Below are 19,374 nucleotides of genomic sequence, written 5' to 3'. Positions count from 1 at the left end.
TCACAGGTTCAGCGCCCGGCGCTGGTCGTCGTCGAGCTGGGCGCGGGCCTTCTCGACAAGCGGCCCGCCGTCGCACGCCAGGCACACCACCACCGGGTCGCGGTCGCCGCGCCGTACGCGGACGCGGGCTCGCCGGCACACCCCGCAGGGTGGCAGGTCGATCGGCCCGAGGACCGGCATCAGCGCGCTCCACGCGAACAGGCGTCCACGCCCGGAGCATACGCACTCCCATTGCGCCGGGACAGGGATCGCCCGGAGACAGACGGACGCCCCGCGCATCCTCGCGCGGGGCGTCCGTCAGCCGGCTACCTCAGTGCTGGCACACCGAGCACCAGCCCTGCTCCTGCACCGCGTCCGCGTGGCCCTCCCACGTGCAGTTCGGGTCGACGTTCGGCAGGTCGTCGTCGGCCGGCAGCGGCGCCACCGGCGGCAGCGGCGTCAGGTCGACGGCCTCGGCCGGGATCGCCACCACGGCCGCCGGGTCCAGCTCCACGGTCACCGACGCCGCGATCGCCTGCGCCTTGCGCAGCTTCGCCGACACCTTCCCCGCCGCCGTCCGCAGGTGGTCGACGCGCTGCCGGTACGCCGCCACGCCGCCGTCGGCGCCGGCGAGCAGCTTCGCCAGCTCCACCTCGTCCAGCTGCGCCAGCTCGGCCAGGATCTCGCCGGCCGCCGCCAGGCGGTCGATCTTGCTGACGACCTTCTTCCTCTTCTCGACGACCTTCTCCTGCTCTTCCTCGCTGTGCTCGGCCTCGTCGAGCTGGAAGAACCCGCCCTGGTCCTCGGACGCCTTGCACGCCTTGGCGAACGCCTCCGCGTCCCGCGCCGACGAGAACTCGCCGCGCGCCCACTTGACCAGGAACCGCCGCTGCTGGTCGGCGGACAGCCGGCACACGTACCAGGCGACGCCCACCTGCAGCTGCCCCTTGGCCACGAGCTGCTTCGCGTCGTCGATGAGCCCGAGCAGGTCGATCCGCCACCCGACGTACGGCACGCTCTTGCCGAACAGCTCGCCGATCGCGCCGGTCTCCCAGCCGGCGTTGGCGAGGCGCGCGTAGGCCGCGGCCTCCTCCATCGGCGTCATGTCCTGCCGGTTGACGTTCTCGGCGACCTGCGCGATGAACGCCGCCTCGTCGTCCATTTCCCAGACCATCGCGGCCAGGTCCTCGATGCCGCCCTGCTGGGCGGCCCGCCAGCGCCGCTCGCCGACGACCAGGCGGTACTGGCCCGCCTTCGCCGTCTTGCGCACGGCGACCGGCTGGAGCTGGCCGAGCTTCTTCATCGACGCTGCCAGCTCGGCCAGCTCGTCCTCGGTGAACTGCTTGCGGGGCTGGTCCGGGTCCGCCTCGATTTTGGCGACCGGGATCATCCGCATGACCGGCTTCTTGGCCGTCACAACCGCTGCCATCGTCTTCCTCCACAGTGAACGCTGTACGCATTTCGTACACATTCATTGTAGTCAAAAGACGATCTTGCCGTCAATGTTTTATGTACGCCCCCGGCGGGAGGTCGGCCCTCGCCCGCCCGTCAGCTGGCCATCCCGGCAGCCCCGGCCGCCTGCATGAACGCCGGCATCATCGCGCCAGCGGTCGCACCACGAACAGTCCTTCGCAGTGCCCGAATCGCTGTCCTCGCCACTTGCCCCTGGTCGATCGCCGGCGCCGGCCGCAGCAGACCGGCAACCCGGTCGACCTGCTCGTCGCTGAGGTCGGCGTCGTCCGCGCGCCCCGACTCCAGCTCGGCCTCGATCCGCTGCGCCAGCTGATGGATCTCGATCATGCGCTTGCGTGGCAAGTGAGGCTCCCCCGTGATCCGTCTCGATGCGCCAGCCATACCACTGTGACCTCATAGGCCGGTGGGGGCTTAAGGCGCTCCTAAGAAAGAGTGTGTCGTGATCGTAAACCCGAGGCAACACTGAGCAACAGGTCCCCAATTCGGGCCCTCAAGGATCTTTCACCATGTAAGCCCAACCCAAAAAATCTTGCCACCCGCCTGGTTCCGCGGGTGGCAAGACTCTGGTAACGATCACTTCCAGACGAACTCAAGCCTGTCGACGTCGAGGTGCACCACACCGGCGCGGGTCGCCGGCTTCACGATGATGCGGTCCAGGACCAGCGCCAGCAACTCCCGGCGCCTCTCCAGCGGAGCGTCCACCCACCACTCGGCCAGGGCCTCCGGCGTTGTCGCCGGCAGGGACTGCAACCGTGCAGCCTGGGCCAGCCGCTCACGCACCTGCTTCTGCTCGCGGTGCGCCTCGATCTCGATCGCCTTGAGCGTCACGAGGCTGATCTCCCGCTTCGCGTACGCCTGGCCCGCCTCCTCCAACCGGTCCTCAATGGCCCCGAGGACCTCCGTCATCGTCTCCTCGCCGTTGATCGCCGACCCGACGGCCCGCTCCAACCGGGCGCGCACCTTGGGCGAGGCCAGCCGAGCCAGCGCCCTGGCGGCGACCTCCTCCTCCAGGCTTTCCGCCGCGATCCGGATGCGGCCGCATCCGTAGCTCGGGCTACCCGAGCGGCAGACGTAGCCGCGCTTGCCGCTGTTGCTCGGCTGCGTGTAGAGCGGCTTCCCGTCGATGTGCGTGCCCGCCCCGCTCTCATCCGGCAGCGGGTACCCACACACCAGGAACCCGCCCGACAGCAGGTACTTCCGCACGTTCGTGGCGAACGGCTGCTTGCGCTCTGGCGCGTCCAGCAGCTCCAGCAGCTTCCGGTGGGTGTCCTCGTCGATGATCGGCGGCCAGTTGCCCTTGCCCACGACGTCGCCGAGGTAAGTCTTCAAGCCGGCCAGCCGCGGGTTCCGCAGCAGCCGCGACAGCGACTGCTGGGTCCAGGGCCGCGCGGCCGACGTCGTGATCTCCCGCGTTCTGAGGTCGGCGACGGTGGAGCGCATGCTCTCCCCCGACAGGACCCGTTTGACGACCTCTCGGATCACCGTGGCCTCTGCCTCGATGACCTCACGTCCTGTCTCGTCGTACCCGTAGCACCGCACGTCTTGACCCCCGCAGCCTCCGTCGCTACTTTCGCCTCCCGGCCGGCGCTTCGCGGGCGCCAGCCGGCACGTCCTCCGGCCCGACCCCCACGTCGACCGTTGGCAGCACCACTCAGTAGGCCAGCCTGATTCAGGCTGGCCTATAAGCTAGCAGTGCCTCACCGCACCGTGCTACCTACAGGTACGTATGAGTTACCGACGCGTCACTGTCGCGTCGGCGACACTGTACCGTCCCACCCCGACAGACTCTGATCGGCATACAAAGAGCCCGGGACCCCTTGCGCAGGGCCCCGGGCTCTTTGCTTGCTTTTGTCTAGTGCAGTACCGGTCAGGCCATGCTGTCCCCCGACGGCTTTCCTGACCGGTTCTGCGTCCGGCCCGGCGACGCGTCGCCAGGCCGGTCACATTCAATCATTGCGGCCCGACAGTTCGCCACTACAGCGACACCCACCGGTCGCCCTCGCGGTACTGGATGTCGTTGCACCCGTAGTTCGGCTCGCCGAAGTCGTGCAACGGCCCGAAGTCCTCGATGCCGCCCGGCTCTCCCTGCGTCCAGATCCGCCCCTCGTAGACCACGCCCCGCTCGTCCGGGTCGACGTCCTTCCCGTCCGCGACCGCGCCCGCGTCGATGTCGCCCGCGTCGAGCATCCGCCAGCGGCGGCCTTCCGTCCGGGCCTGCTCCAGCATCGCCGCCGTCGCCTGTCGCGGTCCGCTGGTCCCGACCTCCGACTCCGACGTGCCGTGCAGCTCGTGGTCCCGGTCCCGGGTAATCACCCAGGCGTACGGGTGCTCGGGGAACTCGGCCGCCCTCGCGGCCTGGATCATCGCCATCGACACCACCATCTGTCTCTCCTCCTTCACGCGACCCCGGCGCCGGCTGGCACCCGGGTGTCCTGCTGGTCGGTTTCGCCGGCGACGTCGCCGCCGGCAGCTTCCTCGGTCTGGAGCTCCGCCCGCGCTTCCTTGATGCGGTTCCGGCCCCACCTCTCGCTCCGCCCGAACCGCTGGCCGAGGGCCTGGCCCGTCAACGGCTCGCCTGTGGCCACCGAGTCCCGCCACGCCTTGCGGGCGGCAGCCCATAGCTCCTCCGTCGCTTCGTCCGTCGGCGGCACGGGTGCCGGGGCGGGCGGCGGCAACGGCAGCGGCTCCTGCTGCGGCCACGGTCGGGCCGGCACCACCGTGTCGAGGTGCGGCAGCGGCACACTCGGCGGCACCACCACCAGCGGCACCGGTTCCGGCAGCGGCACCAGGTCCGGCAGCGGCACCGGGTCCGGCTCGGCGGCCGGCGGCTCCGGCACCGGGTCCGGCTCCGGCACCGGCATCGGGTCCGGCACCGGCATCGGCTCGGCGACGACCGGCGGCACCGGCACGGGCAGCGGCACCGGGTCGGGCAGCGGCTCGGGCGGCACCGGCGCGGCCGGCGGCACCGGCACCACGGCAGCGGCCAGGGCGGCAACTCGGTCGGCGGCGATCGCCTCCCGCCGCATCTGGGCTAGGCGCGCGAGCGCGATCGACGACACCAGCACCAGGCCGTCGACGGACAGCGGCAGGGTGCTCGCCGTCAGGTTGTCCTCGCCGTACTCCAGCGCCAGCCCTCGCATATGCCGGTAGCTGGCCAGGGCGGCGACGCCGGCAACGACCAGAGTGCCGAACACCTGCACGCCCTTCAACAGCGGGTGCCGCGGTGCCGGCACCCGCATCATCACCTCGGAGCACAGCAGCAGCGCCAGCGGCGCCCAACCGGCGACGAACCTCGCCCCGGCCCCGGCGCCGGCGTGGGCGATGTTCGCCGCGAGGGACGCACCGATGCCGGCAGCGAATGCCGACCAACCAACCACCCACGCGCCCTTGCTGGGGCGCTCCGGCAGCGGCACCTTCTCCACGTGAACCACTGCCCGCCTACCCGGCAGCCGGGGCGGCAACGCCGCCGTCGGGCGGCAGTGCCGCCGGTGCCGGTCGTGCCGGCAGCGCCGGCACCTCGTACCTCTTCACGGTCCCCTCCAATGGGTCGAGGCCGCCCGGGGTCCCCGGGCGGCCCTTGCTCGCTTGCTACAGCTCGGTCAACGTCTCGCCGACCAGCTCGCCGATCGCGTGGTGGTGCTCGGCCAGGTGGACCACGCACAGCAGCTCCGTCTGCGTCCACGGGGCCAGCTCCAGGCCCTCCTCCGGGTCGAACAGGCAACGCCCCTCGTCCCCGCACTTCTCGCCGTCGTGCTCGATCACCAGACGGGCCACCGCCCGCTCGGTGCACGGTCCGGCGTCCTCCTCGGGCACGAACTCGGCGTTGAAGGTCGGGACGGTCACGCGCAGGGTGCAGGTCAGGTCGCTCATCGTCGGCTCCTCAGCTCAGGGCAGGTCGGGGAACGGGAACGGCGGGCGCGCTCGAGGCGCGCCCGCCGGCTACGTCAGCGGTACCGCTTGATCTCGATCGTGAACTGGCGGCCGTCGCTCAGCCGGACCGAGACGCCGCTGTCGGTCGTCATGAAGCCGGCGTCGGCCAGCGTCAGCACCTCGACCACCTCGGTCGGCGCGCCGTCCTCGTCGGCCAGCGGCTCCGCTCCGGCCTCCTCGGCGACGTTCTCCAGGTCGATCTCCTCGATGGCGGCTTGCAGGGCGCGCACCAGGATCTCCTCGTGGCTCAGCATCTCGCTCACTCCTCGCATGGTGGGGGCAGTGTGTACATAGACATTGTAGGCAGCCACCAGTCCTGACGTACAGGTTTTATGTAGGCCACGAGCCGTGTAACAGGTCACACGGGCCAGCGGTCCCCCGTCCACGGAGGCCGCCGAACGGCCCGGGTCGGGTAGTGGAGTGAGGAGGAGGCGCGGCCCGGCTTAGGCGGGCTGTGACCGGTCGGGCCGCTCCCCCAGCCGCCGGGCCTCCAGCTCGGCCGCCGCTTCCAGCACCCACGCCGGCGGGGCCGGCCGCTGGCTCGTCGGACGCGGCAACGCCCGGCCGCCCGGCGCGCTCCGCTCCGCCCCGCACGCCCGGCACCTGGTCGTCAGCCACAGCAGGCCGCCGCCCTCCTGCGCCGACCCGTCCAGCAGCCCGGCGCAGCCGTCGCACACGCCCACGGCACCGGCTTCGGCGGCGGCGGCGAACGCCTCCACGTCGACCAGGCCGTCATGCACCAGCCTCGCGTCGATCGCCACCGTTCACCCCCTGCCTCCGATGTGGAGCGGGGCCGGACGTAGGTCACCCCTCGCCCGGCCCCGCACCGCCCTACTCCTGCGGACCCGCCGGCAGCGCCAGCAGCTCGGGCAGCGCCAGCCGACCGTCCCGGTAGGCCCGCGCCACCTCCTCCCGGCCGCCCTTCTTGAAGGTCAGCGTCGTCGACGGCGGCGGGGGCTCCGCCACCTCCACGAAGTCGAGGACGCGGCCCGTCTCGCCGTCGACCACCGTGCCGTCCTGCTCGACGTTCATCCGGCCGAGCAGCGCCTTCCGCCACGCCGGCCGCACCGACTCCACCGGCGCCGGGGTCGTCACCGCCACCTCGGACGGGTGCTCCTGCTTGCACCAGGCGAGGAACCCGGCCTCGTCGACCACGTAGCCCGTCTTCGGCTCGGAGAGCGTCACCTGCGCCACCGGCTGGTCGTAGCCCGGCAGCCGCACCTCGATCGTCTTGACGCCCAGCGCGCCGTTCAGCTCGATCAGGCGGCCGTCGGCCTCGGCGCGGGCCGCGTCGTAGACCTTCTTCACCTCGTCCATGAGGGCCTTGAGCACCGCCGCCCGCATGGCCTCCTGCCGGATCTCGCTCACCGGGCCGCTCCCGCCGGCTCGGGCTCCCGGCCGTTGGCGGCCGGCGCGCCGGCCGCCTCGGCCAGCGCGGTGTCGAGCTGGGTGCCCGGCGTCTCCGTCGCCCGCCGGGCGGCCGTGATTTCCGCGCCCCGCTGGTTGAAGGCGTCCCGCAGCTTCTGCGTCTTGCCGAGCCGCTGCGCCCGCTGCCACAGCACCGCCAGGTCCTCCCGCGACGAGCACGCCGCCAGGGCCTTCGGCCAGTCGAGGTCCTTTGGCGGCTCGCCGTTATCCAGCCAGTCGAGCAGCTGGTGGCCCAGCTCCGCGCCCGGCTTGTGGATCACCTGGTCGGCCAGCGCGTCGCACCGGCTCTTCGTCACCCGCAGGTAGTGCCCCTGGTCGAGGTCGCCCACCAGGTCGAACTCGTACTCCAGCCCGTCACGCTGGTCGGGCTGCATCCCCAGCTTGGATACCTGCTTCCGGCCGTCCGCGCCCTCGGTGATCTCGTACTTCTGCTTCGATCGCAGGCACACCACGACGTGCCCGGGGAAGCTCATCAGGGCCTCGATGTATGCCCGCTCAATCGGGCGCACGTCCTTCCACCCGTCCATCGACCGGCCGCCGTGGTTGCGGGCGAACAGGTCGACCAGCTCCAAGATGCCGCCCGGCCCGAACCAGTAGTGCGAGGCCGAGTCGAGCATGAAGCCCGTGAAGCCCGCCACCGCCGCCTCGTCGATCAGCTCGACGAGCTGCCGGGGGTCGTACCGGACTGGCGAGAACTTGGCGAAGCCGTAGCCGCCGGCCTCCTCGGGCGTCATGTCGCCGACGCCGGGCAGCTCCGGGTTGACCGCGTACTTGTCGGCCGAGTCCCGCTCGGTGTCGACGAACGCGATCCGCTCCAGGCCGTCAGAGACCGTCATCGAGCCAGTGAGCGTGTACAGCAGCTTGAGGCCGGTCAGCGTCTTGCCCGCCCCACTCGGCCCGGCGAGCGCGATCCGGGCCTTCGCCTTCTTTCGGCTAGCCGGCATGAACCGTGAACTCATTCCTTCGTCCCTTTCCACGTGAACGAACCTACATAGACTCTATACGGTCGCGGTAGTCGACCGTGATCCCACACCCTCAGCCGACGAAAAGGCGGCGATGCAGACCGCGCAGGCCTCGCAGCCGACGGCGGCAGGCATGGCGCAGTCAGGGCGCCGGCAGACCACCGGCGTGCCCAGCGCGGTGCAGCCCGTGTTCTCCTCGTGCAGCCAGTCGTCTCCAGCCTCGACGAGCAGGCCGCCGCAGGTAACGCACTGCGCGACGTCGACCGGCAGGAGCGTCACTCTCATTCCCCGATCACTCTCCTGTCCCGTTTGGACACAACCGTCAGGCGACGGCTGTGCAGCGGAGCCGACTTGGTGCATCCGGGGATGGAGCACCGCCCGTTCGGCCCCTCGATGTACGCGTGGTCCTCCACGTTCGGAGCGCCACCACCAACCGTTTCTTGTTCCCTGTATGTCTTGCGTCCGTCTGGCGGACCAACTCGGTCCGTTGAGCGGACTAGCGATAGTCCGCGTCCCGAACCAGATCCCGCCTTCCCTGGTCCGTCTGGCGGACCAGCAGACCCGGGCGATTCGGACTTCGCTGGTCCGGCACGCGGACCAACTAGGCCCCTCTCGGTCAGCTCCCGCAACAGGTCCGCGGGGACTCCCATCTGATAGACCGTCTTCGCCTTCTTGCGACGCGCGTCCGCCACCGACGGCCGGACGCGCTTCACCCACTTCTCCTCCTCGACCTTGTTGAGCCATTTCGCCACCGTCGACCGGGCCATGCCGGTCGCGTGCTCCAGGTCCGTCAGGCTCGGCGTGTACTGCTCGGGAATCTTCGCCGTGGCCGCGTCGGACCACGTGAGCAGCGTCAGGACGAGCTGCCGGCCAGGAGGCTCCAAAGTGCAGAGCTGACTCCTGACCGCACGCTCGACCGTCCACCGGTCCACCATGCAGGCGGCCTCTCTGTGAAGCGCCGCCAGCGCACCGTCGCCCGAACTGGCGTACGATGCGCGTGCGACCCGTTTTCCGTTCCGGGTAGAGCAACCTCGGCCCCGCCAGATGACCGCCTGGCGGGGTCGACGCGTTTTCCGGCACCCTACACCCGATGTGTACGGTCGCAATGGGTACCGACATGCTCATACCTAGGCCGCCTCTTCGTCCTCGACGAGGACGTTCCACGGGTCCCACACGATCGTCCGGTTCGTGTCCTCGGCGAACGCGTAGATCGTGGCGACCTTCCACACCGGGTTGTTGCTGACCTCGCCGTCCTCCTTCGGCAGGACGCCCTTCGACCGCCACTGGTACGGCGTGTTGTCCTTCACGTCGAACATGCGGACGATCTCCTTGAGCCCCACCACGGGCGGCAGGTCCAGCGGCCCGGGCCGAGTCAGGCTCGCGCCCACCTCGCGGGCCACCGCCTTGAGTCTCGTCTGGCTCACCTTCATCGTTCCTCTCCTCCCACGGCCGGGTGCCATACAGGGTCAATGTACGGCACTCGCCGGGGACGGTCAGGCCGCCACCCGGGCGGCGAAGTACGGGGCGCGGGCCAGCAGCGTCCGCGCCATCTCGAACAGGTGGCAGGAGTCGATCAGGTGCACCCGCCCGTCCGAGAACACCGACGGCGGGTCCAGAGGCACCTCGTCGAGGAACTGCACCCTGAACTCCTCGGCCAGCGCCTGCGCCGCCTTGTCGTGCGCCCACGTCGGCACGACCGCGAACCGCGCGCCCTTGATGGCCAGCCGCGCCGCCACCTGGCGGGTCACCAGCGCGTTCCGCTGCACGTTGGCCACCAGCAGCACCAGGTCGCACAGCCCGGCCGCCGCGATCTGGTCCTCGTCGAGCGACCGGCTCAGGTCGACCACCTTCACGTCGCCCGCGTGCCGGTCCAGGACGTGCGCCGGGGCGAGCGAGTTGACCACCCGCAGCTCCCGCATCGGCGTACCCAGGCGGTCGTCCACCCCGCCGGGCGCGTTGGCGTCGACCAGGATCGTCCGCCGCCCGTCGTGCGCGGACGCCATCGCCAGCGCGACGGCGACGGTCGTCGCGCCGGCGCCGCCGTGCCCGCCGATCACACCGATCCGCACCTCCGGCCGCTGCGTGCCGGCGGCCGCCTCCACGACCAGCTGGCGAACGGCCTCGAAGCCGGTCGGCAGGTGATACACCGGCACCTCCGGGTAGTCGTCCTGCCAGCCGCGGTAGAGGACGGCGAGCCGGTCGCCGTCGAGCTTCGCCGGGGCGACGACCACCATCCGCAGGTGCGCCGGCATCCCGCTGGCCAGCGTCTGGCACCGGCCGTCGATCACGACGAGCGGCGCGTTCCTCCACTGGTCGACTGTCGGCTTGCCGACGACGACCTCCACTTCGGCGTTCGGGCCGAGGCCGTCCAGCACCTCGTCCACGAACTCGTGACCCCAGGCCACGAGCAATGCCTTGCCCATCGTTCCTCCTGATAGAGAGCGCGAGTCGTACAGATACATTGTATGACACGAGGGTGCCTCACGTCAATAATGTATGTACGGTCGGGCTGGCGCTTTGCCCGCTGTCGGGCCAGGCCGCTATGCTGATGTCTCCACGTGAACGCAGCGCAGCCCCGGATTTCGCGGTCCGGGGCTGCACTGTTTCCACTCACGCTCGGGCTACCTCACCGCATGGCATCCAGCCGTAGCCAGGAATCGAGGAGCACGAACGTCTGCCCAGCCGCGTCGGCCGTGTTCTGCGCCCACTGCATCGTCAATGTCGCCGGGCCGTTCGCGGCGACGATCCCCTGCACCCACGCCCTGTCGAAGAACCCCGTCGCGCCAAACGTCAGCTGCCCGCTGTCGAAGGCGATCCCCATGTGCGGCTTCGTCGTGTCCGCCAGGGTGGGCCCGTCCGCAGCCCACCGCATCGACCCCGACCCCGAGCTGAACACGAACCGGGCCTTGAAGTCCGCCACCGTCGAACTCTGGTACCACAGCGCCCCAGTCAGCATGTACCGGCCGGCGGCCGGGATCGGCAGCACCAGCTGCGGATCGGCGACGAAGCCCGTCGTGTTGTTCGTCGGCTCCGCCGACTTGCGCGCCCAGATCGGCGCCATCGTCGGGCGGGACGCCCAGCCGACGATGTGGTTGCCCGCCGGCGGTGACTTCAGCACGAAGACTCGCGCGCCCACCGCGACCGGCCCCACCATCGACACCACCCGGATCGCCTCGGTATCGCCGTCGTGCAGCACCCGGACCGTCCCGTCGGCTCCGACACTGGCCACCCGGCCCGGCCGCAGCCGCCACATCAGGCCCAGCCGGGTCATCCGCTCGAGAACCGCCTCGGCGATCGCCCTCACCGGCACATACCCCCGGTCCATCACAGGTCACCCCCGTCCGTCTCCGGGTACGCCCTCCGCAGGGTGTGCCGCATCTCCCCACCCGGGGCCAGCGGCATCGACCACCCCGTCTCCAGCCACAGCCGCCCGTTCCACCGCACCACGTCGTAGCCGTCGTGCCGCGGGTCCGGCGGCGTCGACAGCTCCACCGACTCGTAGACCGCCTGCTGGATGCCCAGCGTCCGCGCGTACACCGTCGCCTGCGCCTGCGACCGCACCTGCACCTCAACGGTCTGCGGCACCACGAACCCGCGTTGTGCGATCGAATGCGGCGCCGACGCCGGCACGTCGTAGACGCCGACGACCGGCTTCTCGTCCGAGCCCGGATCGTTCGACACGACCACGAACCGGTTCGGCGCGGTCAGCAGACCCGACACCACCGACACCGACCCGCGGATCACCCGCCGGGTCGCGTCCAGGTCGATCGCCGCCGGCTGCTCGGAGGGCTCCACCGCCCGCCGCAGCCGCAGCCGACCGCTGTGGCCGAACCACGGCAGGAAGTACCCGCCCTGCCGGGACAGGTCCCGCAGCGCCATCGCCCGGGACGTACCCGGCGACCAGGCGCTCACCGACGACTGCTCGGTGGAGTCCATCAGCAGCTCGCCGATCGGCAGCCCCTCCAGCAGCCGAAGCACCGCCTGGTCGACCAGCTGCCCGCGGGCCTCGAAGCCGGTCTCCAGCTCCTGGTCCACGATGAACATCTCGTCGAACAGAGTCAGCGGCGCCGTCGCCCCAGCGCTCGTCACCAGCTCGGTCGCGTCACCGACCATGTACCGGCCCAGCGGGTACGCCTTCTGCGTCCGGTCGCCGACAACCATCGAGATCGCCACCCGGTCGGTCAGCGGCTCCAAACGCGCCGCGTCGACCACGCCGAGGGTCAGCCCCGACACCTTCCGCACGATCGTCCCCGTCACGTCGTGGGCCAGGCTCGGTGAGGTGTCCCGCAGCGGCGTCAGCTCGCCCCGCCGTATCCCGGTCCGCCCATCGATCAGGTCAAACCGGAACGACACCGCCCGCTGCCCGACGTGGGCAGGCAGGTCGAGCACGTCAGGCCGCCCCACAGATGCCAACGCCCCCCACCTCCCACGAAGCGCCGTGCGCGTCAACGAACACCTTCGTGCCCTTCGGCTGCGCCTCGAAGTCGGGCTCGACGATGATCGGCCCGTCGACGCCGTTGCGGATCTCCACCCGCGACACCGCGACGTCCCCGGACACGTTGACCGCGAAGAAGCCGCTGTCGAGGTCCAGCGGCTCCGGATAGTCCAGCAGGCTGAACCCCTGTCCCCACGTCACCCCGTCCAGCGACGAGTACAGGGTCACCCGCGCGAGGCCGCCGCCGTTGTCCTGCTCGTAGACGGCCCGCAGCCAGCGCCGCTGGTTGCGCACCACCCCGAACTGGTCGCTGGGCACGCAGGTGTAGAACACGTCCTTGCCGAACACCTCGAAGCACGTCTCCGCGTCCGACCAGTCGACGTCCCACCCGGACGAGATCGACTCCGGGTTGGTTTGCGACAGGTGCTCCACCCACACGTTCCACACCTCGCCGGAGGTCCGCAGCAGCACCCGAATGTCGACGTTCGCCATCGGCTCCCGCACCTGAAAGCTGTCGACCTCGACCTGCGCGTTGGTGTTCGTGTTCCCGACCCCGACAGCCGTGCCCAGCCCGACACTGCCCGCGCCGGTGACCGAGGCGTCGACTCCCTGCACCGTCCAGCCCGGCCAGTAGCTTCCAGGCTCGTCCTTCCACGCCGCAGCACTCACCACCTGGCCGCGGCACTGCATCCGTACCCAGTACCAATCCCCGGCCACGAACGGCACCGGGTCCCTCTGCCAGTCCTCTGCCGGGGTCAGCGGGGCGACGAAGCCGAACTCCCCCTGGGCCAGCTTCTGTATGGCGACGTTGACCGTGCCGTCCGGCATGAACGCCAGTCGGGCCTCGTAACGGTTGTCCTCGGCGTCGTACCGGACGGGCAGGTACACGCTGATCGGCTGCGTGAACGGGAACGCGTTGAGCCGCACCCGCGCCAGCACGTCGACGTCCCGGAGAGGTGGCCCGGTGAGGACGCGCCTGCCTGCCGCCACCGGCCCGAATACCGCCTCGTCGACATCGAGCCACGCGGCCACGGGCGGGTTGCCCGGGTTGGTGATCCGGAAGAACGCGTACTTCGCGCCGGCCGGCGCGGCGCCGCTCACCTGTAGCCGGGTCCACGTGTTGGCCGTCACCGGGGTCCCGACCGCGGTCTGAGACAGCTGCACCTGGGCGGCGTCGAGCCAGTGGATCGCGATGTCGATGGGCCGAGTTGCAGCGCACCTCACCCACGTCGACCCCTGGTATTCCCTGCCCTCGGCGATCGGCACCAGCTCGGAGCGGACCTGCGGCGAGGCGACGCCGTTCGGCACCAGCCGGCCCGACCCGAACCCTTGGTAGACCTGGGCGTTCGACCAGGTGAACGTGCCGTCGAGCGCCGTCCAGTTGGCCACGTTCGTCTCGAAGTGCGGGTTTGCGTTCAGCGGCTTGGTCAGCTCGAAGACCCCGACGCCGCCAGTCACCGACAGGCCATCCTCCGGCCCCTGCGACAACAGCCAGGGATTGCCAGGTGTGTCGGTGGACCCGAACCCGACCGGCACCTCCCGCGCAAACTGGTCCTCGACCACCACCGGGCTCCAGTCGATCCCGGCCGAATCGTCCGCCTGCGCCGTCACCGACGCGGTGCTTCCCTCGACCCGCAGGCCCTCGCACGGCGGCGGGCCGCCGTCGACCGGCGTCGGCGTGTCCGCCACCTCCACCACCGTCACCTGCGCGAGCTGCATCTGCCCGCGCCTGCGGTTGCGCCGCACCGACCCGGACGGCACCAGCAGCGTCGCCAGCCACCGGTTGTCCAGCTCGTCCCGCACGCACACGTACGGCAGCGAGTCCCACGCCAGGTCCCGCAGCTCCCGGAACCCCTTGTCCAGCGCTGCCGCCGACACGGCGGCCGCGTTCACCAGCAGCGTTCGCGTGAACTCCACCCCGCCGCGCTCCAACGGCCGGAACGCCGTCCGGTAGTCCCTGTCGAACATCGCCTGCAGCTCGACCTGCCCCGCCTCCGGGAACGTGAAGTCCTCGCTGCCGGACCGGTCCGGGTTCATCACGTAGGCCAGGTTCCCGGCCGGGTTGTGGTTGCTCGTCAGGATCAGCACACCGACGTCGACGCGGGTGCCAGTCACCCCCGGCGCGGGAATCGTCGCCGCGACCGGCGCCGACCACGGTCCGGGCACGCCAATGCGGTGCACCATCCGGGCCCGGTACCGCGACTCGACACCCACCCGGGCCTCGTAGTCGTCCACCGCGGTGACGTTCGGCGCGGCGAGTCGCGCGATCGTCTCCCACTCGTCGGGGTCCATCGTGTCGTCCTGGCGCTGCACCTCGTAGGCGCCCCAGCCGACCACCACCTCGCTGTTGATGGCCTCCCAGGTCAGCCGGTGGTAGTGGATGCCGGTCGGGACGCCGCCGACCGGCCGGGCGCAATGCTCGTCGACGACCGCGAGGGGCTGCACCGCCGGCTGCACGGCCAGCCCGGTCACCGCGTCCATCTCTTGCAGCAGCATCAGCGTCAGGTCAGCCGAGCTGTCGTTGGTGGCGTCGATCGTTGCGTACGCGGACGACCCGCCGTACCCCGTCTGGCTCGCCGGCGTGACCAGCTCGCTGCTCGGCTCCGCGTCGCCGCCGAGGACCTGCCACGGCGTCTCGTCGTCGGCGTAGCTGTGCAGCGACCACCACATCTGTTCGCCGCTGCCGGTGGCCACCAGCGGCGGGTCCAGCCGCAGCGTGACCTCCTTCCAGCCGTCGGCTACCTCGGGCAGCGCGTCGAACTCGTCCACGGTGATCGACGCCTTCGGCCCAAGCCGGTTCCACGCGTCGGCCGGGTCGACGTGGGCCACCTCCAGCGGGTCCTTCGTCCCGGGCAGGTGCCTCGCGTAGAACCGCGCCCACACGAACGTGCCGGCGGTGTCGTTCGGGATCCGCTGCACAGTCGCGCCCCACCCGTACCGGCTGTAGAGGGTGGCGACGGCCTGTTTCAGGTAGGCGTGGGAACTGCCGTCAGCGATGCCGGGTGCGGAGGCCCCAGAGAACATGACGATCGCCGGCAGCTCGTTGACCGTCTCCACCGTCGGCACCGCCCCTTCGCGGAGCGTCTTGCGCAGCAGCACACCGTGCAGGCCGGGCAGTGGGTCGACCGTCCCGAGCCGGTCGATCGGGACCGGCACGGGCGACGCCACCGAAAGCTGTCCCACGTGCGCCTGGCCGACGGTCACCGCGTACTGGTAGCCGGCGTTGAGCGACACGTCGTACCCGTAGTTGTACATCGCAACCATCGGGATCTCGAAGTACGAGCCGCCGATCAGGGAGGCCCCGTCGCCGATGTCGAGCCCGCCGCCGCCGACCCGGTTCTCCTCCCCGTAGGTGACCTCCAGCGCCAGGTAGTGCACCTGGAGCTGGGTGCCAGCCGGCGCGGAGCCGCTGACCTGGAGCCGCAGGTTGATGTTCGTGCCGCCCGACGCCGCCCAGGCCGTCAGTCCTGACGTCGGCGCCCTGTTCCCCGCATACGAGTACGGCATCCGATCCCTGGTCGTCAGCGGCGTCGCCGTGGTGCTCCACCATGGGTTCAGTTCGCCGAGGCGCGACCGGCGCACCGCAGTCACCCCACTGTGGTCCGCAGGCCCGGTCAGCGTGTCGTCCATGATCCAGTTCACGCCCGCCGATGGGCGCTCCAACCCCAGGGTCACCGCCGGCGCCAGGTCGGCGAACGGTCCCGACATCACGTAGAGCACCGACACGTCGACGATCCGCCGCCACAGCAGAGCGGCCTGCACGGGCAGCGCGGTGGTGCCGAACCAGAACCGGGCGGCCGCGTTCGGGCCCGTCAGGGTGACGTAGCGCGGATCGGACGGGTTGTGCACGGCGTCGGACGGCTGCGACGCGCCACCAGCCAGGGCCGCCCCGGTCACCAGCTCACCCGACGCGACCGGGATCACCAGCTTCCGCAGCGGCCCCGTACCGGTCACCGTGTCCGCCCGGTACAGGTTGACCGCCAGCGCCTTGCGCAGCGCGCGTCCGGGCGGCGGCGCGGTCGTCAGCAGCCGCACCCGCCGCAGCCCGGCGTCCAGGTCGTAGTCGGTGCTCGCCCGGAACACGTACCCGACCTCGCTGGCGGTGTCGAGGTGCAGCGGGGACTTGACCAGCGGCGCCCACTGCATCCCCACCACGTACGGCCGGTCCGGGTTGTACTCGCCCATCAGATCGTCCTCACGGTCGTGGCCACGTCTCGCCGGGCCAACGTCTCCAGCACGCCCTGGCCGACCGCCCGGCCCGTGGTCAGGGCCTCCTGCCGGGTCGGCACGACACCCTCGAAGGTCACCCGGATCGCGTCGCGCCCGAACATCACCGCCGCGCCGCCACCGCCGTCCGCGCCGAGCAACCGCATCAGCCCGGACTGCTCGGCCAGTTCCCGGGCACGCCGGGGCCGCGTCAGCGGCACCACCACCTCGTCGCCAGCCTCACCGCCGACGAACAGCGTCGGCCGCCGCAGGATCGCGCCGTTGGCGAGCATCGGGATCCGGGGCAGCGAGCCGGGCAGCATCGAGTCCACCCTGCTGATGCCCGAGTTGATCGCCGAGATGACGTTGTTCAGCTGCCGCTTGATCGTGCCCGAGATCGCGTCGGCGATCTTGCCGAGCGACGGCACCTTCCGCAGCCCGTCGACGAGCTTCTTGATCAGCCCCGACCCGGCCGACAGGAACCTCCCGGCGTACCCGGTGATCCGGCCCGGGATGCCGGCGATGTACGACACGATCGAGTTGAAGCCGTTGATGGCCGCCGACTTCCCGGCGTTCACCGCGCTGGTGAACGTCGAACTCAGCCGCGACGCCAGGCTGGCCAGCCCGGAGATCACCCGGCCGGGCAGCGCGACCGCGAACGACACCACGGCGTTGACGCCGGCCAGGAACAGTTGCCTGCCGAGGTTCCACGCCGCGGTGAAGAGATTGCCCAGCATCGACGGCAGTTTGGCCAGGAAACCGATGATCTGTCCTGGTAGGACGGTGACCGAGTAGAGGATCAGGCCGATGCCGATGCCGAGGGCTTGCAGCGCCATCGTCGCCGCCGCGGTGAACAGGTTCCACAGCATCTGCGGGAGGCTGGCCAGGAACGCGCCGATCTTGCCGGGCAGCTCGGCGAACCACGTGCCGATCGACTGGAAGAACCCGACCACCGCGGTCCACGCCGTGGTGAACGCCCCGCCGATGGCGGCACCGACGCCGGCCCAGTCGATCGCGTTCAGCCAGGCGGCGACCCGGCCGAGCCAGTCGGCGACCCCGGTCAGCGGGGACAGCAGCCACGTCAGCGCGCTGGCGATGGCCGACACCAGCGGGGCGACGGCCTGCGCCGCGAGGAACTGGAGCAGCAGCGCCGCGACCTTGATGAGCGGCGCGACCAGGGCAACCGCCACGGTGGCGAGCTGCGCGACCAGTTCGATCAGCGGGTTCAGCGCGACGACGATCTCGACCAGCGGCGGCAGCAGCGACACGATCGTCGGGATCAGCGGCATCAGGGCCTGCACGACCTGGACGATCAGCGGGCCCAGCGCGCCGAGGACCGGGGCGAGGGCGGTGCCGAGGGCGGCGACGATCTGGCCGAGCGGCGGCCCGAGCTGCGTGAACAGCTCGGCGAGCAGCCCGGCGATCGGGGCGAGGACCGCGGTGAGGGTCTGCCCGATCTGGAGGAGCACCGGGCCGAGCGCCGACACGATCGGGCCGAGCAGCGGGCCGAGGGCGGCCAGGGCCTGCGCCAGGGGCCCGATCAGCATGGAGATCAGCTGGCCGATGACCGGCAGGACCGGGGCGATTGCCAGCGCGATCGACGCGATGACCTGGCCGATCGGCACCAGCGCCGGGACCAGGGCCTGCAACGCCGGGATCAGGGCCTGCGCGATCGGCATGAGCGCCGGCACCAGCGTGCTGCCGATGGCGCTGACCAGGCCCAGGATCACCGGTGACAGGCCGGACGCGAGAGCGCCCAGGGCCTGGAAGATGCCCGTCAGCGCGGCACCGCCCTCGGCCGACGCGAAGAACTCCCGCAGCGTGCCGGTGACGGCCACCAGGCTGCCGAGCAGCCCGCCGCCGGCCGACGCGCTGGCCGCCTCGAAGACGGAGCTGAGGATGCTGCCGACGTTCGACGCGAGGTCGCCCAGCTGCGACAGCACTCCCAGCGCGGTCTGGATCGCCGCGACGGCGGTGCCGCTCTGCGCCATCGCCGACAGCCACTCGCCGAACTGGCCGGCCGCTCCCCCAGCGCTGAGCGATAGCTCCCCGATGGTGGGCAGGGCCACCGCGGCGATGTCCCGGATGCCAGTCAGGAGCGGCCCCAGGGAGGCCGTCAGACCGCCGACCGACAGCTTCGCCGTGTCGAGGACCTGGCGTAGCAGCGACACCGACGCGGACTCGCGGGCGAACTCCAGCGCCCGCCGCGCCGCGCTGCCGTACTCGGCGGCGATCCCGGCCAGTCCGGACCGCAGTGGCCCGGCCAGCACGGAGGCCGTCTGTCCAATCTGGCCGACGATTGGGCCCGCGAACGCGTCCTGCGCCGCGTCGCGGATTCCGTCGAGGGCTGGCCTCACCGCCCGGAATTCCTGCGCCAACCTCTGCGCCTGAGGGGACAGCCCCTCGATCGCCTGCTGGAAGGCGGCAGCGTCACCGGTCGCCGCCTGCTTGAACGCGTCGCCGAGTCCGGCGGTGGCCACGCGCAGCGCGCCGATGGCAGCCGCGCCGACGCCGACTGCGGCGGGCACGGCGAACGCCGCCCCGCCGACCGAGGCCAGCGCGCTGGCCAGCCCGAGAAGCTGGCTGGTCGCGGAGGCGGCGACCACACCGACCGCGCCGATCTTGAGGGCCTTCGTCAGCCCTCTGCGCAGATCGGGCGCGAACTTGCTGACGTCGCCGACGATCTCGATATACGCACGCCCCAGGCCCACGGTCACAGCGTAGGCCAGTTGATAGGGCCGCAATGATGCACTGCGGCCGTATAGCCTCGCTGCAAGCGGAGGCAGGCGTGACAAAGGGCTCCGGTGACGAATCGGAGCCCTTTGCCGTGCGCTCATCCAGAGCCCGACCCGTCCCGCGCCGGGTCTTCCCGACAGCGTAGCCACGACGCAGCGGCGGCCGGAAGCCCGCGCGCGTACCGCCTATCGCCCGGCGCGCGTACCCTCACGACAGGCGGGTGCC

Annotated in this window: 18 protein-coding genes; all 18 read right to left on the bottom strand. The window is 71.1% G+C overall.

Going from position 1 to position 19,374, the window contains the following annotated elements:
* The 18 genes from ACWD6N_RS12180 to ACWD6N_RS12095 all read right to left on the bottom strand — a co-directional run bounded on the left by ACWD6N_RS12180 (position 1) and on the right by ACWD6N_RS12095 (position 19,124).
* Entirely contained in the window at positions 1-180 is a 180-nt protein-coding gene (locus ACWD6N_RS12180) for a hypothetical protein (protein WP_354966262.1), read from the bottom strand.
* A 130-nt stretch (positions 181-310) separates the two neighbouring features.
* The gene (locus ACWD6N_RS12175; RefSeq protein ID WP_450004742.1) at positions 311-1,408 is read right to left on the bottom strand and encodes a ParB/RepB/Spo0J family partition protein; all 1,098 of its coding nucleotides are present in this window, start codon (positions 1,406-1,408) and stop codon (positions 311-313) included.
* A gap of 119 nt (positions 1,409-1,527) precedes the next feature.
* Complete coding sequence (locus ACWD6N_RS12170; RefSeq protein WP_450004741.1) at positions 1,528-1,794, bottom strand: hypothetical protein; 267 nt, start codon at positions 1,792-1,794, stop codon at positions 1,528-1,530.
* A 231-nt stretch (positions 1,795-2,025) separates the two neighbouring features.
* Positions 2,026-2,991 (bottom strand): recombinase family protein, encoded by a 966-nt coding sequence (locus tag ACWD6N_RS12165; RefSeq protein WP_450004740.1) that lies wholly within the window; start codon positions 2,989-2,991, stop codon positions 2,026-2,028.
* A 435-nt stretch (positions 2,992-3,426) separates the two neighbouring features.
* Positions 3,427-3,834: a hypothetical protein gene (locus ACWD6N_RS12160; protein ID WP_450004739.1), complete on the bottom strand. Its 408-nt coding sequence runs from the start codon at positions 3,832-3,834 to the stop codon at positions 3,427-3,429.
* A 14-nt stretch (positions 3,835-3,848) separates the two neighbouring features.
* Positions 3,849-4,883 carry a DUF2637 domain-containing protein gene (locus tag ACWD6N_RS12155; protein ID WP_450004738.1) on the bottom strand — a complete coding sequence of 345 codons (1,035 nt, stop codon included), beginning with the start codon at positions 4,881-4,883 and terminating at the stop codon, positions 3,849-3,851.
* Positions 4,884-5,040: 157 nt separating this feature from the next.
* Complete coding sequence (locus ACWD6N_RS12150; protein WP_450004737.1) at positions 5,041-5,322, bottom strand: hypothetical protein; 282 nt, start codon at positions 5,320-5,322, stop codon at positions 5,041-5,043.
* 74 nt (positions 5,323-5,396) lie between these two features.
* A complete protein-coding gene (locus tag ACWD6N_RS12145; protein ID WP_450004736.1) occupies positions 5,397-5,645 on the bottom strand; it encodes a hypothetical protein in 249 nt (82 codons plus the stop codon).
* A 180-nt stretch (positions 5,646-5,825) separates the two neighbouring features.
* The gene (locus ACWD6N_RS12140) at positions 5,826-6,143 is read right to left on the bottom strand and encodes a hypothetical protein (protein WP_354966269.1); all 318 of its coding nucleotides are present in this window, start codon (positions 6,141-6,143) and stop codon (positions 5,826-5,828) included.
* Positions 6,144-6,213: 70 nt separating this feature from the next.
* Positions 6,214-6,750 carry a hypothetical protein gene (locus ACWD6N_RS12135; protein ID WP_450004735.1) on the bottom strand — a complete coding sequence of 179 codons (537 nt, stop codon included), beginning with the start codon at positions 6,748-6,750 and terminating at the stop codon, positions 6,214-6,216.
* Positions 6,747-7,769 carry an AAA family ATPase gene (locus tag ACWD6N_RS12130; RefSeq protein ID WP_450004734.1) on the bottom strand — a complete coding sequence of 341 codons (1,023 nt, stop codon included), beginning with the start codon at positions 7,767-7,769 and terminating at the stop codon, positions 6,747-6,749. The genes ACWD6N_RS12135 and ACWD6N_RS12130 overlap by 4 nt, the downstream gene beginning before the upstream one ends.
* Before the next feature lie 39 nt (positions 7,770-7,808).
* Positions 7,809-8,051 carry a hypothetical protein gene (locus tag ACWD6N_RS12125; protein WP_450004733.1) on the bottom strand — a complete coding sequence of 81 codons (243 nt, stop codon included), beginning with the start codon at positions 8,049-8,051 and terminating at the stop codon, positions 7,809-7,811.
* Between the two features lie 848 nt (positions 8,052-8,899).
* Positions 8,900-9,202 (bottom strand): hypothetical protein, encoded by a 303-nt coding sequence (locus ACWD6N_RS12120; protein ID WP_354966273.1) that lies wholly within the window; start codon positions 9,200-9,202, stop codon positions 8,900-8,902.
* Positions 9,203-9,265: 63 nt separating this feature from the next.
* Positions 9,266-10,195, bottom strand: coding sequence for a hypothetical protein (locus ACWD6N_RS12115; protein WP_450004732.1), 930 nt, complete (start codon positions 10,193-10,195; stop codon positions 9,266-9,268).
* Between the two features lie 203 nt (positions 10,196-10,398).
* Entirely contained in the window at positions 10,399-11,097 is a 699-nt protein-coding gene (locus tag ACWD6N_RS12110; protein ID WP_450004731.1) for a hypothetical protein, read from the bottom strand.
* Complete coding sequence (locus ACWD6N_RS12105; protein ID WP_450004730.1) at positions 11,097-12,161, bottom strand: hypothetical protein; 1,065 nt, start codon at positions 12,159-12,161, stop codon at positions 11,097-11,099. The genes ACWD6N_RS12110 and ACWD6N_RS12105 overlap by 1 nt, the downstream gene beginning before the upstream one ends.
* A gap of 1 nt (position 12,162) precedes the next feature.
* Positions 12,163-16,392, bottom strand: a complete 4,230-nt coding sequence (locus ACWD6N_RS12100) for a hypothetical protein (RefSeq protein ID WP_450004729.1) — start codon at positions 16,390-16,392, stop codon at positions 12,163-12,165.
* Positions 16,392-19,124: a phage tail protein gene (locus tag ACWD6N_RS12095; protein ID WP_450004728.1), complete on the bottom strand. Its 2,733-nt coding sequence runs from the start codon at positions 19,122-19,124 to the stop codon at positions 16,392-16,394. The genes ACWD6N_RS12100 and ACWD6N_RS12095 overlap by 1 nt, the downstream gene beginning before the upstream one ends.
* Between the last annotated feature and the right edge of the window lie 250 nt (positions 19,125-19,374).

Source organism: Micromonospora sp. NPDC005163, from assembly GCF_053599835.1.
The sequence above is the reverse complement of the archived record's forward strand: the minus strand, read 5'-3'. Positions and strand labels throughout refer to the sequence as shown.